This window comes from Streptomyces sp. NPDC048197, from assembly GCF_043202395.1.
Classification (GTDB): domain Bacteria; phylum Actinomycetota; class Actinomycetes; order Streptomycetales; family Streptomycetaceae; genus Streptomyces; species Streptomyces siderophoricus.
This window is the reverse complement of sequence record NZ_JBIDAJ010000006.1, coordinates 222,583-237,130: the sequence shown is the minus strand read 5'-3', so window position 1 is coordinate 237,130 and position 14,548 is coordinate 222,583. Positions and strand designations below refer to the sequence as shown.

15 protein-coding genes are annotated in these 14,548 nt (G+C 72.2%); 6 read left to right on the top strand and 9 right to left on the bottom strand.

Features of this window, described 5'->3' with window-relative positions; translation table 11 throughout:
* The first annotated feature begins 3 nt into the window (after positions 1-3).
* A complete protein-coding gene (locus ACGF4C_RS11455; protein WP_393565317.1) occupies positions 4-591 on the top strand; it encodes a nucleoside deaminase in 588 nt (195 codons plus the stop codon).
* A gap of 28 nt (positions 592-619) precedes the next feature.
* On the opposite strand, the gene ACGF4C_RS11450 is transcribed toward ACGF4C_RS11455, so the two are convergent.
* On the bottom strand, positions 620-1,588 hold the full coding sequence (locus tag ACGF4C_RS11450) for a hypothetical protein (RefSeq protein WP_393565315.1): 969 nt from the start codon (positions 1,586-1,588) through the stop codon (positions 620-622).
* A gap of 278 nt (positions 1,589-1,866) precedes the next feature.
* Between ACGF4C_RS11450 and ACGF4C_RS11445 the strand changes: the two genes are divergently transcribed.
* A complete protein-coding gene (locus ACGF4C_RS11445; RefSeq protein ID WP_393565313.1) occupies positions 1,867-2,604 on the top strand; it encodes a histone deacetylase in 738 nt (245 codons plus the stop codon).
* Here ACGF4C_RS11445 and ACGF4C_RS11440 read toward each other — a convergent pair.
* Positions 2,561-3,379, bottom strand: coding sequence for a TIGR01458 family HAD-type hydrolase (locus ACGF4C_RS11440; RefSeq protein WP_393565311.1), 819 nt, complete (start codon positions 3,377-3,379; stop codon positions 2,561-2,563). The two genes, ACGF4C_RS11445 and ACGF4C_RS11440, sit on opposite strands and share 44 nt — an antisense overlap.
* Positions 3,380-3,544: 165 nt before the next feature.
* On the opposite strand from ACGF4C_RS11440, the gene ACGF4C_RS11435 reads away from it, so the two are divergent.
* Positions 3,545-4,900, top strand: coding sequence for a phosphoribosyltransferase family protein (locus ACGF4C_RS11435; protein ID WP_393565310.1), 1,356 nt, complete (start codon positions 3,545-3,547; stop codon positions 4,898-4,900).
* 100 nt (positions 4,901-5,000) lie between these two features.
* On the opposite strand, the gene ACGF4C_RS11430 is transcribed toward ACGF4C_RS11435, so the two are convergent.
* Positions 5,001-5,324, bottom strand: coding sequence for a putative quinol monooxygenase (locus ACGF4C_RS11430; protein WP_393565308.1), 324 nt, complete (start codon positions 5,322-5,324; stop codon positions 5,001-5,003).
* A gap of 185 nt (positions 5,325-5,509) precedes the next feature.
* Here ACGF4C_RS11430 and ACGF4C_RS11425 point away from each other — a divergent pair, with 185 nt between their 5' ends.
* Positions 5,510-6,757 carry a serine hydrolase domain-containing protein gene (locus ACGF4C_RS11425; protein ID WP_393565307.1) on the top strand — a complete coding sequence of 416 codons (1,248 nt, stop codon included), beginning with the start codon at positions 5,510-5,512 and terminating at the stop codon, positions 6,755-6,757.
* A 109-nt stretch (positions 6,758-6,866) separates the two neighbouring features.
* Here the strand turns inward: ACGF4C_RS11425 and ACGF4C_RS11420 are convergent, their stop codons facing one another.
* The 4 genes from ACGF4C_RS11420 to ACGF4C_RS11405 form a co-directional block, all read right to left on the bottom strand.
* Positions 6,867-6,944, bottom strand: coding sequence for a 50S ribosomal protein bL37 (locus ACGF4C_RS11420; RefSeq protein ID WP_370454205.1), 78 nt, complete (start codon positions 6,942-6,944; stop codon positions 6,867-6,869).
* A 295-nt stretch (positions 6,945-7,239) separates the two neighbouring features.
* Positions 7,240-8,448 (bottom strand): 4-hydroxybenzoate 3-monooxygenase, encoded by a 1,209-nt coding sequence (locus tag ACGF4C_RS11415; RefSeq protein WP_393565305.1) that lies wholly within the window; start codon positions 8,446-8,448, stop codon positions 7,240-7,242.
* A 78-nt stretch (positions 8,449-8,526) separates the two neighbouring features.
* Positions 8,527-9,339 (bottom strand): family 16 glycosylhydrolase, encoded by an 813-nt coding sequence (locus tag ACGF4C_RS11410; RefSeq protein WP_393565303.1) that lies wholly within the window; start codon positions 9,337-9,339, stop codon positions 8,527-8,529.
* A 286-nt stretch (positions 9,340-9,625) separates the two neighbouring features.
* Positions 9,626-10,387, bottom strand: coding sequence for an SDR family oxidoreductase (locus tag ACGF4C_RS11405; RefSeq protein ID WP_393565302.1), 762 nt, complete (start codon positions 10,385-10,387; stop codon positions 9,626-9,628).
* 149 nt (positions 10,388-10,536) lie between these two features.
* Here ACGF4C_RS11405 and ACGF4C_RS11400 point away from each other — a divergent pair, with 149 nt between their 5' ends.
* A complete protein-coding gene (locus tag ACGF4C_RS11400) occupies positions 10,537-11,385 on the top strand; it encodes a helix-turn-helix transcriptional regulator (RefSeq protein ID WP_393565300.1) in 849 nt (282 codons plus the stop codon).
* 114 nt (positions 11,386-11,499) lie between these two features.
* Here the strand turns inward: ACGF4C_RS11400 and ACGF4C_RS11395 are convergent, their stop codons facing one another.
* Positions 11,500-12,582, bottom strand: coding sequence for an alpha/beta fold hydrolase (locus ACGF4C_RS11395; protein WP_393565298.1), 1,083 nt, complete (start codon positions 12,580-12,582; stop codon positions 11,500-11,502).
* A 112-nt stretch (positions 12,583-12,694) separates the two neighbouring features.
* Between ACGF4C_RS11395 and ACGF4C_RS11390 the strand changes: the two genes are divergently transcribed.
* Complete coding sequence (locus tag ACGF4C_RS11390; protein WP_393565296.1) at positions 12,695-13,441, top strand: TetR/AcrR family transcriptional regulator C-terminal domain-containing protein; 747 nt, start codon at positions 12,695-12,697, stop codon at positions 13,439-13,441.
* A gap of 37 nt (positions 13,442-13,478) precedes the next feature.
* Here ACGF4C_RS11390 and ACGF4C_RS11385 read toward each other — a convergent pair whose 3' ends face one another.
* Positions 13,479-14,435 carry a LysR family transcriptional regulator gene (locus tag ACGF4C_RS11385; RefSeq protein WP_393565295.1) on the bottom strand — a complete coding sequence of 319 codons (957 nt, stop codon included), beginning with the start codon at positions 14,433-14,435 and terminating at the stop codon, positions 13,479-13,481.
* Positions 14,436-14,548 lie beyond the last annotated feature (113 nt).

The following is a 14,548-nucleotide window of genomic DNA, read 5'->3' as shown; positions in this document are numbered from 1 at the left end:
GCGATGCCGATCGGAGGTTGCGCGATGGACCCGGAGGACCTCATGGCGGAGGCGGCCCGGCTCGCCACCGAATCCGTGGAGAACGGCTGGGGCGGCCCCTTCGGCGCGGTGCTCACCCGCGACGGCGAGATCATCGCCCGCGGCCAGAACCGCGTCCTGCTCACCGGCGACCCCACCGCGCACGCCGAGGTGGAATGCATCCGCGCGGCCGTGCGCCGGCTCAACCCCGAGGCCCCCTCCATTTCCCGGCAGCGCCAGGGCGAAAGCACCCTGGCGTACGTACCGCGCCCGGAAGGCTCCTCCGATCCGGTACCCGCCCGCGCCCGGATGCTGCAAGGCTGCTCGATCTACGTCAGCGGCGCACCGTGCCCGATGTGCCTGAGCGCCCTCTACTGGGCGCGGCTGGACGCGGTGTATTTCAGCTGCGATCTGGAGGAGACCCGGAAACTGGGATTCGACGACTCGTTCCAGTACGAGGAATTCGGCAAACCGATCGACCGGCGCGCGATCACGATGGAGCAGCTCCACCCCGAGCTGGGCGCCCGCGCCTACGACGCCTGGCGGGCACGGGCGGACCGGCACTGGTACTGAAGTTCCCGTCCGCCCGCGGGCGGCCTGCTCACTCGTACATCACGTACTCCGGCTGCGGCCTGAGCGCCAGCACCTCCTTCGGCGTCATCAGGCGGCTGCCGCCCTCCGCGTCCTCCTCGTAGAAGAGCTTGAAACCGGTGTGCAGCCCGTCCGGCAGATCGCGCACCAGCCGCTTCCAGGTACCGCGTTTGAGCCCCGGCGAGCCGATGCCGTCGGCGCTCTTGATCAGCGCCACGCCCGGCTGCGGCCGCAGCGCGGACTGCTCCCGTACGACGGACGTGGCGACCTGATGGAAGACCAGCGGTTTCTCCGGCAGGTCGTGCGCCTCGACCAGCCCCGACAGATAGCGGGCCACCGAGGTCAGCTCATGGCCGTCGGTCCGCCCGTAGGAGTCGCCCGGTATCCCGCCGGGGCCCATCTCCCACTCGGGGTCCAGTGCCACCCCCACGTCCGGGTGGACCAGCCACTCCCGCAGCGCCTTGACCTCGTCGAGCACCGCCGCCCGCCCGGGCTGGACGTTCAGCAGCAGCATCGCTCGGCGGCGCCGCGCCAGCCGGTGGAAGCGGGCGATGGTCGCGGCGGGCGTCCGGGAGCGGTAGGTGCCGTCCGGGCCGGGGGTGGAGTTGGCGACGACGGCCAGCAGCTCCAGTACGGGCAGCGGTTCGCGCCCCGCCGCAAAACGGCGGGCCGTCTTCTCGATCTCGTCGGCGCGCTCCGCCGGATCGCCGGTACCGAGCCGGCCGAGCGCCGCCGCACCGGGCAGACCGCAGAAGCCGACCATCCGGTACCGCGGGAACAACTCCCGGCCGCCGCGGGGGAGTTCGGGGCGGGCGCGGTGCGGTGTCCGGGCCGGGGTGGGAGAACCGTGCGGGCCGGGCGTGGTGGGCGAGGCATGCGAGGGCGAGGGCGCGGGCTTGGCGTCCGAGCGGCCGGCGGACGGCGCCTCCCCGCAGCCGGTGAGCAGTGTGAGGCCGGCCGCCGCGGACGCCGCAAGCATCTCCCGGCGGCCGACGCCCGCTGCCCTCCCCGGTGCTCCGTCCGTTGTCCGCCGTGCTGTCCGGTCCGTTGCGGTTCCTGGCGCGGTGTCCGGCACACTGCCTCCGTCCTTCGGGCGTCCCTTTCCGTCCAGTGCGCTTCTCCAGCCGATTCCGCGCAAAACCCGCGCCGCCGCCCTCCTTTCGCCGACCCGGCCGGGTCAGGCCATTTCCGGCCCCCTCGGGCGACGGCAGGGGGCGGAGCAGGCGCAACGCCTCCCCCGGCGCGTAGCGTGAAGACGTGACCAGGCCCCGACGCCTCGATGACGCCACCGCCCGTCCGGACGGCGAGCGCCATCTGTGGTACGCCGCCTACGGCTCCAACATGCACCTCGACCGGCTGACGTACTACCTGGCCGGCGGGCGTCCGCCCGGCGGGCTGCGCAGCTACCCCGGCTGCCGGGACCCGCGCCCGCCCGCCCGTTCCGAGCCGGTCATGCTGCCCGGCCGGATGTACTTCGCCACCACCTCGCAGGTGTGGACCGGCGGCCGCGCCTTCTACGACCCCGACCACCGCGCCCCACAAGCGCCGCACGGCACCGACGGCCGGGCCCCCGAACTCCCCGCGCGGCTCTACCTCCTGACGCCCCAGCAGTTCTCCGACATCGCCGCCCAGGAGATGTACCGGGAACCGGGCGGGGAGCTCGAGCTCACGGAGGTGCTGCGCGAGGGACGGGCGCGCATCGGCCCGGGCCGCTACGAAACGCTGGTGTGTGCCGGGCGGCTGGAGGGCCTGCCGGTGCTGACCTTCACGGCCCCCTGGAGCAGTGCCGACGGCACCGTCGGCCTGAACCCGCCGTCCGCGGCCTATCTGCGCCACATCGCGACCGGGATCATCGCCTCCCACGGCTGGAGCGCACGCCGCGCCGCCGGCTATCTGGCCGGCTGCCCGGGCGCCCACGGCCACTGGACGGCGACGGACATCGCCGCGCTGCTCAGCGGCCCAGCAGCGCCGGCAGATCGGCGAACGAGTCGATGACCCGGTCCGGGGTCCCGTCGGCCGCCTCGACGGCCTCGGACTGGTACTTGCCGGTCCGCACCAGCACCCCGGTGATCCCGCAGCGCTGGGCCGCGAGCACGTCGGACTCGACGTCGTCGCCCACCATCAGCGCCTCGGAGGCGGACGTGCCCAGGTGCGCCAGCGCCGCGGCGAAGAACGCCTCGGACGGCTTTCCGGTGACCACGGCATCGACCCGGGCGGCCCGTTCCAGGCCCAGGAGGAAGGCGCCGGTGTCCAGGTCCAGCCCCTGTGCCGTGCGCCAGTACAGATTGCGGTGCATGGCGACGAGCCGGGCACCGGACCGCAGGTGCCGGAACGCCGCGTTCAGCGCCGGGTAGCTGAATTCCTCGCCCGCCCCGCCGAAGACCACCACATCCGGCGTCGCCCCGGAGTCGGTCTCCGGACGCTCCGTCCCCGGGCGGTCCGTCCCCGGCACGATCTCGACGCCTTCCAGATCGGCCCGGACGTCACCGCTGTTGATCAGCAGACAGCGCGCGTCAGGATGGTGTTCCCGCAGGTAGGCAGCGGTGACCGCGGGCGCGGTGAGGATGTCGTCGGCGCCGACGGGAAAGCCCTCCCCGCTCAGTCGCCGGGCGATCTCGGCGCGGGTGCGCGAGGTGGTGTTGGTGACCAGGGCCAGCGGGAGGTCCGCGGCGCGCAGCCGTTCTATGGCCTCGACGGCGCCCGGCAGCGCCTTCCAGGACACCGTGAGCACCCCGTCGATATCGATCAGCACCGCCCGGATGTGTTCCATGGGAACGACGGTAACCACGGTCGGCGGCATCCGGCCCGTGTACGGCCGACGGCGACCGGCCCGACTTGCGCCCGCCCTCCACTTGCGGTTACGTCGGAGACAGGTGTACGGGGTCCGAGACAGGTATGGACGTGACATCCGTCCCCTGGGCAGGGGGTGCCCATCGTGCTGTTCACCGACCGCGTCGACGCAGGTCAGCGCCTTGCCGAAGCGCTGCGGCAGCTGGCGCAGGAAGAGCCCGTGGTGCTGGGCCTGCCGCGGGGCGGGGTCCCGGTGGCCTTCCAGGTGGCGCGGGCGCTGAACGCACCGCTCGATGTGATCGTGGTCCGCAAACTCGGCGTCCCGTACCAGCGTGAGCTCGGGTTCGGCGCCATCGGCGAGGGCGGCGTGCGGGTCATCAGCGACGACATCGTCCGTCGCGGCCACCTCGGCCAGGCGGACCTGGCGTCCGTCGAGCGCGCCGAGGAGGCGGAACTGGTGCGCCAGGCGGAGAAGTTCCGCGCCGGCCGCCCCCGGCTGTCCCTGGAAGGACGGACCGCGATCCTGGTGGACGACGGTATCGCCACCGGCTCCACGGCGGCCGCCGCCTGTGAGGTGGTACGGGCGCAGGGCGCGGCCCGGGTGGTGCTCGCCGTGCCGGTGGCGCCTCCGGACGCGGCCGAACGACTCCGCAGCAGCGCCGATGAATTCGTCTGTCTCTCCACGCCGTTCGGGTTCTCCGCCGTGGGCGAGTGGTACCAGGACTTCTCCCAGACCCCCGACGACGAAGTGGTATCCCTGCTGGCGCAGGCCGCCGCCCGGCCCGGTACGGGTGCCGGCGCGGCCGCCGAGGAGAATCCGGGCGCCGGGGAAGGCGCAGGCGCCGAGGAGGGCGCGGCCGCCGTGGCGGACGTGGACGTCGAGGAGGAAGTGGCCATCGACGCCGCCGGGGTCCGGCTGACCGGCGATCTGACCTTGCCGGCGGGCGCCAAGGCGGTCGTGATGTTCGCCCACGGCTCGGGCAGCAGCCGGCACAGCCCCCGTAACCGCCTGGTCGCCACCGCCCTCAACCGGGCGGGCCTGGGCACTCTGCTCTTCGACCTGCTCACACCGGCGGAGGAAGCCAACCGGGCGAACGTCTTCGCCATCGAGACGCTGGCCGAGCGGCTGACCGACGCCACGGAGTGGCTGCGCGGCCGCGTCCCCGTACCCATCGGCTACTTCGGCGCGAGCACCGGGGCCGCCGCCGCGCTACGGGCCGCCGCCTCCCCGAGCGCGGACATCGGCGCCGTGGTCTCCCGCGGCGGCCGCCCGGACCTCGCCGGGCCGCTGCTGGCCGGCGTCCGCGCACCGACCCTGCTGATCGTCGGCGGCAACGACCCGCTGGTCCTCGACCTCAACCGCGAGGCGGAATCCGCCCTGCGCTGCGAGACCCGGCTCGACGTCGTCCCCGGCGCCACCCACCTCTTCGAGGAGCACGGCGCCCTGGACCAGGTGTCCGAGCTCGCCCGGGACTGGTTCCTCGACCATCTGGTCGGCTGAGCGGGCCGGTCCGGTGCCCTCGCTCGTCGTCACCCCGCCGGTCTCGCCGGTCTCGTCCTTCTCGTCGGTCTTGCCGGTCTCGCCGGTCTCGCCGGTCTCGTCAGTCGATGGTGAGTTCGCCCATCGCGCTCCAGCCGTGGGCGCCCTCGATGGTGGTGCTCACGATCTCGGGGGTACTGCGCAGCAGCGGGCGCATGGCTTCCAGACCGGCGCGGAAGTGGTCGGAGTTGACGTGCGCCTCGCCGGCGTCGTCCTGGAACGCCTCGACGAGGACGTAGGTGTTCGGGTCCTCCAGGCTGCGTGACCACTCGAACCACAGGTTGCCGGGTTCGGCACGGGTGGCCCCGGTGAAGGCGTGGACGTGCTGCGGCCACTCTTCGGCGTACTCGGGCTTCACGGGGAACTTGACGACAATGAAGATCATCCGCCGATTCTAGATCACATACTGATGTTTCCTGTTAGCCAGGGGTTTGATGGTGAGTGTCATGGTCTGCGCTGCCGGATCAGAGCTCTTTCAGAACTGTCTCAGGGCTGTCTCAGGGGCGGATCAGGGACAGGTCGGGGAAAGCCCTGACGGAATCGCGGCGGATTTTCCTCATGCTGAGTCACATGAGTTCTTCTTCCTTGTCCCGCAGGGCAGTTGTGGGTGCGGCGCTGTCCGGTGCGGCGGTCATGGCGACGCCGGGCCTCGCCCAGGCCACCGGCTGCGCGCCCGGCCCGCGCCCGCCGCACCGGCCCGTCCCGTCCGTCCGCACCGCCCCGTCCGCCCACCCCACTCCCCCGGCGCCGGTGCCGGTGCCTCCGCTGAACGTTCCCGCACTGCGGGCCGCCATCGGCGATCTGGACCATCCGCAGCTGACCGCGGCGCAGGTGCGGGTGAGCGGCTCGGCGGGCCGGTGGTACGGCGCCGCGGGCGTCGCGGAGCGGGACACCGGCCGTGCGGTCCAGGCCCGCGACACCTTCCGCATCGGCAGCATCACCAAGGTCTTCGTCGCCACGGTGGTGCTCCAGCTGGCGGCCGAGGGCCGGGTCGCGGTGGAGTCGCCGATCCAGCGCCAGCTGCCCGGGCTGCTGCCGGCCGGGTTCCCGCCGATCACGGTGCTGCAGTTGCTGAACCACACCAGCGGGCTCCCCGACGAGGAAGGCGCACCGGATCTGTCCACGCCCGAGGCCATCGCCCGGCACCGCTACGACCGGTGGACACCCCGGCAGCTCGTCGCCCTCCTCCCGCCCGGCCCGATGAAGTTCACGCCCGGCCGGAAACAGGAGTACCGCGGCATCAATTACGTCCTGCTGGCGCTGCTCATCGAGCGGCTGACCGGCCGGCCCTACGGAGAGGTCGTCGCGGACCGCATACTGCGCCCGCTCGGCCTGCACCACACCTGCGTGCCGGGCAACGACCCGCGGATCCACGGCCCGCATGTGCACGGCTATATGCAGATGACGGACGGGTCGCTGCTGGACATCACCGATTTCGACCAGTCGGAGGCCTGGGGCGAGGGCGAGATGATCTCCACCACGGGCGATCTGGACCGCTTCCTCACCGCCCTGTTCTCCGGTGAGCTGCTGCCGCCCCGTGAGCTGGACCGGATGTTCACCCTGCCGCCGGAGGAGGTGCGGATGCTGGACGGCACCCCGGCGCGCTACGCCGCGGGATTGCAGACGGTCACGGTGAACGGGATCACCTTCTGGGGCAAGACCGGCGAACGCTTCGGCTACGCCTCGGCCATGGTCGCCACGCGGGACCAACAGCGGCGTGCGGTCCTGTCGTTCAACCCGGTCCGGCGCGATGCCACCCAGGTCCAGGCCACCCTCCGCATAGCCGACGCCCTGACGAAGCCCCCGTCCGGGCGCTGACCAGGATCGGTAAGGCCCCGGCCGTACGAAGGCGTAGCCGGCGCCCGTGGGGTTGACGGAAGTCGTCCCCAGGGGGCCGGCTACGGGTGAGGACGGTCGTGTCCTCAGTTCAGGACTGCGGCCGCTTGCCGTGGTTGGCTCCGTTCTTGCGGCGTGCCTTCTTCTTGCGACGGCGCTTCGAGGACATGGCGTCTCCCTTCTCCCTGGCGGCTCATCGATGGTTTCGCCGAATTTCTACCACTTCGACGCGGTATCCCGCCCGGCGATCATGAGGCCCGTACCCAGCGTTCCGGGACATCACCCTCCGGCTCCCTGTGAGCCATGCCACCGGAAGTCGTCCCGCCGGGTCAGCCTGCCCGGTCGGCCGGTCCGGCGGGCCGGCGGCCGCACAGATCCGCCTCCTCCCCCATCCGCTTCCTCCCTCATCCGCCACCCTCACAGATCGGCTCCTCACAGATCCGCCTCCTCACAGATCGGCCTCCTCACAGATCGGCCTCCTCGCCGAGGTACAGACCGGCGAACGCCTCGGCCGCCGGACGGGAGACCAGCAGCCGCCGCAGCCGGGCGGAGGCCGTGCCGGCCCGGAACCGGTCGCCGGACGAGGCGCCGTGCAGCACCTCGGAGAGCCACTGCGAGAACTCCAGGTACTGCCAGACCCGCCGCAGACAGGCGTCCGAGTAGCCGGCCAGGCCGGTGTCGTCACCGTTGTGGTGCGCGATGAGCGCCTCGGCGAGCAGCAGGGCGTCGTTGATCGCGAGGTTCATGCCCTTGGCGGCGATCGGCGCGACCAGATGTGCGGCGTCGCCCGCCAGGTAGAGCCGGCCGTACGCCATGGGTTCCACAACGTAGTTGTGCATGTCCAGGACGACCTTCTCCCGCAGGGGCCCTTCGGTCAGGGGCGGGGCCCCGGCGGCGGCGAGCCGGGTGTGCAGTTCGTCCCAGACCCGGGCGTGCGGCCAGTCGTCCGCGTCCGCACCGGGCGGGACCTGGAGGTAGTAGCGGGTGACCTGGGGGCTGCGGGCCATATGGGCGCCGAACCCGCGCTCGTGGATGCCGAAGACCACGCCGTCGGCGGACGGCGGGGCCTCGGCGAGCAGGGCGAGCCAGGCGACGCCGTGGTCGTAGCGGGTCAGGACGGTCCGTCCGGCGGGTATCGCCGCCCGGGTCACCCCCCGCGCGCCGTCGCAACCGGCGATGATGTCGCAGGAGATGTGGTGCCGCGCGCCGGTCCGGGGATCGGTGTACGACACGGCGGGCCGGTCACCGTCGATGTCGTGCAGCCGGACGTCGCGCACACCGAAGCGGGCGTCACCGCCCGCCCGGTCGACGTACGCCGCGACCAGGTCGGTGACCAACAACGGCTGGGGATAGACGAAGTGCCGGCGGCCGGAGAGTTCGGCCGTCCGGAAGGTGTGCCGCTGCCCGTCGAACCGGAACTCGAACTTCTCCTGGGTCTCGGCCGTTTCGAGCAGCCGGCCGGCCAGACCGTGCCGGGACAGGGCGCGTACCGCCCACTCCTCCATGAAGCCGGCGCGCGGCCGCTGTTCGATGAACTCCCTGCTCTCCGCCTCCAGTACCACGCAGTCGACACCGGCCGCGCGCAGCAGATTGGCGACGGTGAGCCCGGCGGGCCCGGCGCCGACGACGGCGACCGAGGTGCGGGTGAAGGAGGCGGAGGCAGGCGGGTTCACGTCGTGCGATTCCCTTCGGGCGGGGAGAAAGATCGCACGCAGTATGGCGGTTGGCCGGGACGCCCCTCCCGGCGGGCCTCAGTGCTGCCAGACCCGTACGTAATCGACCTTCATGTCCCTGGGCAGAACGGTCGGTCCGCCGATCGACGACGACACCGTGTGGTCCATCACGAGGTACTGCGGGGAGCGGGTGATGCCCGTCGCGATCCGGCCGACCTTCACGCCGTCGTAGTAGTAGGTGACGCTGCCGGGCTCCCAGTCGGAGGCGAAGGTGTGCCACCCGCTGAGGTTGCCGGGGACGCAGTTGCCGGGGCCGCCCGAGGGCGAATGGAAGTGGAAGCAGGCCTTTCCGCCGAGGCCCTCCATCGTGTCGTTCTCACCGTCGGTCGGCCAGTTCTGGCCGTTGGACCACAGGGCGGGCCAGTTGGCTATCTGCGTCCCGCTGGAGGGGAGGTACGCGCGCCACTCCACGGTGCCGTAGGTGTAGGAGAACCGGCCGTTGCTGCTGACCAGCGCCCCGGTGTTCGGCTTGGTCTGCCCGCCGCAGGTCGAACTGCCGGCCTTGACCTTCAGATGCAGGGCGCCGTCGCCGGGCAGCGTGGCGTTGCGGGAGTCGTAGCAGGCCTGTTCCTTACCGTTGACCGGCTTGGTGACCCCGGTGCCGAACCAGCCGGGCGTCCAGGTGCGGGACAGCGTCGTCCCGTTGAATTCATCGGCGAATTTCGTCGTCCAGCTGCCGGGGATTCCGGCCGGTCCGGCCGATGCGGGCCGGGGCGCGACGTCAGCCGAGGGGCGGGCGGTGGTGGACGGCTGGGACGAGGACTTCGCGGCGCCCTCGGCGATCGCCGGGACCGAAACGAGCGCCCCGACGGCAAGTGTGGTCGCAGCCACCTTCAGACGATGCACGGTTCTGTTGCCCCTCTCGAGCAATCCCCCTGGTGTACGGAAATTCGACAAAGAAATGCGGAGATGGGATTTCGGTGATTGCGCTGCGCATTCGGCACCTCACCGGGTAATCCCGGTCACTTCACCTCAACCGGGCGAAGGCGAATACCAGGCATACACGGAAAGCGCGGGAATCCACCAGATTCACCGGCCCGATGTGCGAGGTCTCACACACCGGGCACCTCCGCCTCCCCCTCCCCCTCGCTTCCCCCTCCCCGCCCGCTCTCCCGGCTCACGCCTGGCGGGTCGGCAGCACGATGGCCTGGCGCAGGTTGACGTGGCGGGCGCGGCTGGTCGTGTAGGCAATCAGGTCCGCGATGTCGTCCGCGGACAGGCCGGTCAGGGCGTCGAACATCCCGTCCAGCTGCCCGGACAGCTCCGCATTGTCGATGTGGCCGCCCAGCTCGGTGTCGGTGAGGCCCGGCTCGATGTTGGTGACGCGGACGTCGCGCGGGCCCAGCTCCGTGCGCAGGGACTGCGAGAGGTACGTCAGCGCGGCCTTCGTCGCGCCGTACACCGCGTAATTCGGGAAGGGGATGTGCGCGCCGATCGAGGAGACGTTGACCAGGTCCGCGGTCCGGCCGGACTCCGCCACCGCGATCAGGTCGGGTGTGAAGGCGCGGATGACGCGGAGCGCGCCGGCGACGTTGGTGTCGAGCATGCGCTGCCATTCGTCGGAGCGGCCGTCGGTGATCGGGTTCGGCAGCATCACGCCCGCCGCGTTGACCACCAGGTCGACCTGGCCGTACGCGGCGTGTACCCGTGCCGTCGCCGCTTCCACGGACGCCGGGTCGGTGACGTCGGTGACGACCGCGAGGGCCTGCCCGCCCGCTGCCTCGATCTCCGAGGCCAGTTGCGTCAGCCGCTCGGCCCGGCGGGCGAGCAGTGCCACCCGCACGCCGTGCGAGGCGAGCAGCCGGGCGGTGGCCTCGCCCATCCCGCTGGCGGCTCCGGTGACGACGGCGGTACGGCCGGTGAGGGTGTCGTACGACATGGGAACTCCTGGTGAGAGGTGGTGTGCCGCCGGGCGTCCCCCGGCGACGACCTCACCTTGCTCCGGTCCGCCGCCCTTACCCAGGGTTGCCGTTTTCCTGGGTCTGGCAGTACCAGGAGCGGATCGGCCCCGGCGCCTAGGATCACGTCATGGACATATCCCCGGACCGGGAACTCGGCGACTTCCTGCGCTCGCGGCGCGCCCGCATCCAGCCCGAGGAGGTCGGACTGCCCGGGCACGGCAGGCGACGGGTGCCGGGCCTGCGGCGGGAGGAGGTCGCCCAGCTCGCGGGCGTCAGCGTCGACTACTACATCCGCCTGGAACAGGGCCGCGGCCCCTCCGTCTCGGATGCCGTGCTCGACGCCGTCGGGCGCGTGCTGCGCCTCGACGACACCGAGCAGGAGTACCTGCGCACGGTGGCCAGGCCCGCCGCCCGCCGGAAGGCCGCCGCCGGCTCCGCGCCCCAGAAGGTCCGCCCGGGACTGCGTCTCCTCCTGGACAGCATCGACAAGGTCCCGGCCTTCATCCTCGGCCGGCGCATGGACGTGCTCGCCTGGAACGCGCTGGGCGACGCCGTCGTCGGCTTCTCCCAGATGCCGCCCGCGGAACGCAATATGCCGCGGCAGGTCTTCCTCAACCCGCAGGCGCGCGAGGTCTACCCCGACTGGCCGGCGGTGGCCGCGGAGACGGTGGCCTATCTGCGCCTGGACGCGGGCAGCCATCCCCACGACCGGCAACTGGCCACGCTGATCGGCGAGTTGTCGCTGGGCAGCGAGGACTTCCGTCGGCTGTGGGCGGACCACCTGGTCAAGGAGAAGACCGCCGGGGCGAAACGCATGAGGCATCCCGTGGTCGGTGAACTCACCATGCCCTACGAGACGTTGACCGTATCCGGAGAGCCGGACCAGATGCTGGTGGTCTACACCCCGGAGCCCGGTTCGCAGACCGAGGAACGACTACGACTGCTGGCCAGCTGGGCGGCGACCCCCACGGTCTGACACCGGCGGTCTGACAGCTGCGGTCTGACAGCTGCGGTCCGGCACCCGCGGCCAGAGCCGTGCGGGCAGAGCCGTGCGGGCAGGCCTCGCCGGGGCCCGCACCCGCCCGCGCGGTCAGGAGGCGATCGGCCGGCCGGTGACCACGGGCCGCACCTTGGTGAGCATCAGGTCCAGGAACTGGTCGGGGTGGCGGAACGACGCGAAGTGGCTGGCGTCGCGTATGAGCGCGAAGTCCTTGACCGGCGCGGTGACGTCGTCGAAGAACCGCCGGGCGGGCTCGGGCGGGGTGAGCACATCGCGGTCGCCCTGGAAGAGGAAGAACGGGATGCGGAACTCTGTCCCCTCGGCCCATTCGTCGATACCCATGGCCGCGGGCCCGAGCTGCTCGGAGAAGCTCATGCCCTTGAAGTACGTGCGCAGCTCGCCCAGGCTGTGCAGCGGGGAGAACCAGAGCGAGCGGACCACCACGGTCTTCATGGTGTCGTAGGTCAGCAGGTCGGACGTGACGACCAACTTGGCGTACTGCGACCACTGTTCGGCGCTCCAGGCGGCGGCGTCGGGTCCCATGGCGGTGACGGCGGCCAGCTCCTTGCGCTTGCCGGATTCCCGGAGGCGCTCGCACAGGGCGCGGTAGGAGGACCGGTCGCGGCCGCCCGCGGCGATGTTCTGGTCGGTGCCGACATAGCCGGAGAACAGCTCCGGATTGCTGCGGGCCAGGCGGAGGCCGACGAACGTGCCGAAGGAGTTGGCGACCAGCAGGACCTTGCCGACGCCGAGCCGGGCCCGGAGGTGCTCGGTCAGCTCCAGGGCGTCGCTCTGCAGCCGCGCCAGGCTCATCTCGCCCTGCCCGGCCGGGCCGCCGCGGCCGAAGGTCTTGGCGGCGCCGCGCATGTCCCACCGCACGATCGTGAAGTGCTTCTCCCATGCGCGGGTGCGCGGGACGAAGACCAGGTTGGACGCGCCGGGGCCGCCGTGCAGCTCCAGGACGACCGGGTTGCGGCGGTCCTCGCCGCGGACGGAGACGTACTGGTCGATGCCGCCGATCCGGACGAAACCGGCCTCGTCGATCCCCCCGGGTGCGGTGATGCGCAGCCGCCGCGCCAGGGCGGTGCGCTTGACCTGGCGGTACCCCAGCACCCCCGCCGCGGGTGCGGCAACGACGGCGGCGGCAGAAGCCCCAAGAACGGTTCCCAGCATGATGGGTGTCCCCCCTAAACTGTTTATGCCATCAGCAGTGAGCTTTACGGTATATACAGTTGGAGCGGACGTCAACCGGCTTCCGTCGACCGCGAGGAGAAGGAGGACCGCCGTGGCCAGGACCACCAAGGCCAAGGAGGCGCGGGACGTGCGCGCGAGCCTCGCGCTGCTGTGGGGCGAGCAGGACCGGCCCACCCGGGGGCCCAAGCCCAGCCTCACCCCCCACCGCATAGCGGAGGCCGCCGTGGCGCTGGCCGATGCCGAGGGCCTGGAGGCCGTCTCCATGAACAAGGTCGCCGGCGCGTTCGACGTCTCGGCGATGGCCCTGTACCGCTACGTCCCCGGCAAGGCCGAGCTGGTCGAGCTGATGGTCGAGGCCGTGCTCGCGGAGCGGCCCGACCTCTCGGTGGCGGGAGACGGCTGGCGGCCGCAGCTGACCGAATGGGCCCGCCGGTCCTGGGCCGTCCACCAGGCCCACCCCTGGCTGCTCGCGGCCACCGCGATGCGCCGCCAGGCCATGGGACCGCACCAACTGGGCTGGCTGGACGCCGCGTTGGCGGCCCTGGAGCCGACCGGTCTGACCGCGGCGCAGCGGCACCAGGTCTTCCTGCTCGTCGTCGGGCTGATCCGCAACCTCGCCCAGCAGTCGACCGACTTCGACGCGGAGCAGGACCAGGAGTGGAACCGCCTCACCGGCGAGCTCCTCGACCGGCACGCCGACCGCTTCCCCGCCCTGACCAAGGCCATCGCCGCCGGCGCCTTCGCCCCCACCGGCGAGGACCCGCTCGCCTTCGGTCTGGACCGCATCCTCGACGGGGTGCAGACCCTGATCGACCGCGAGGGCCCGCGCGCCGGCTAGGGGTGTCCGTCCCCGGCCGTGACGCCGCTGGCCCCCGTCATCCCCGGTCCCCGGCGAGCTTCGCGTGGTCGGTGTCGGGGAGCCAGTCGCGCCGGGGCGTGTAGTCCAGCCAGCGGCGGGAGCGGCCGGTTTCGGTGAAGCCGCGGAGCAGGGTGTCGAGCAGCGGGTGGCGGGCGGACTCGCGCCAGGCCAGCGACCAGGCGTAGAGCGGGACCGGCTCGACGAGCGGGATCGCGCGCAGGCCCGCGTGGTCGGGGAGCGGGGCGTCGGCGGGGAAGAGCGTGAAGCACGCGGTGTCGCCGCGGAGGTGCTGGACGAGGTGGTCCAGGCCGAGGTTGGGGCCGTCCTGCCGCCGGGTGATGCCGAAGGCGTCGGCGAAGCGGCGGAGGAAGTCCAGCCGGGTCAGTTCGGCCGGGCACCACAGCGTGCACGCGCGCAGATCGGCCGGACGCAGCGCCTCCGCGCCGGCCAGCGGATGGTCGGGGCCGACCACCGCGTCGACCGGTTCCAGCCGCACCAGCCGCTGGGTGAGCCCGGCGTCGCGGTCGCCGGGCAGCGGATGCACCCGGCCGAAGCCCAGGTCGGTCGCTCCGTGCAGCAGGGCCTGTGCGACCGAGGGCCAGTCGCGTCCCGGGCCGGGCTCCAGCCGCACCGGCCCGAGCGCCTGCACGGCCTGGGCGACGGTGCGCATCGGCGCGTAGAGGTGTCCCCAGGTGTCGATCCGTACGGCCGGGCCGGAGCCGCTCACCGCCGCGACCGCGCGCTCGCCCGCCGCCAGCGCCTCGTGCGCGGCCGGCAGGAACCGCTCGCCCGCCTCGGTCAGCCGGATGCCCCCTGTGCGCACGAAGAGCCGCACGGCCAGCAGCTCCTCCAGCCGTGCGATGCGCTTGGACAGCGCCTGCTGACTGGTCCTCAGCTCCTCGGCGGCCCGCCCGAAGTGCAGCGTCCCGGCGGTCGTGGTGAACGCGCGGACCAGGGCGAGGTCGAGATCCATGCCGCTGACCTTATGCGACAACCGCGCGTTGTCGGCCGGGTGGTCCGGTTGTTGGCCGGGCCGGCCCGCTGCCTGGTCAGATGGTCCTGACGCCGCACCAGGCGCGGCACCGG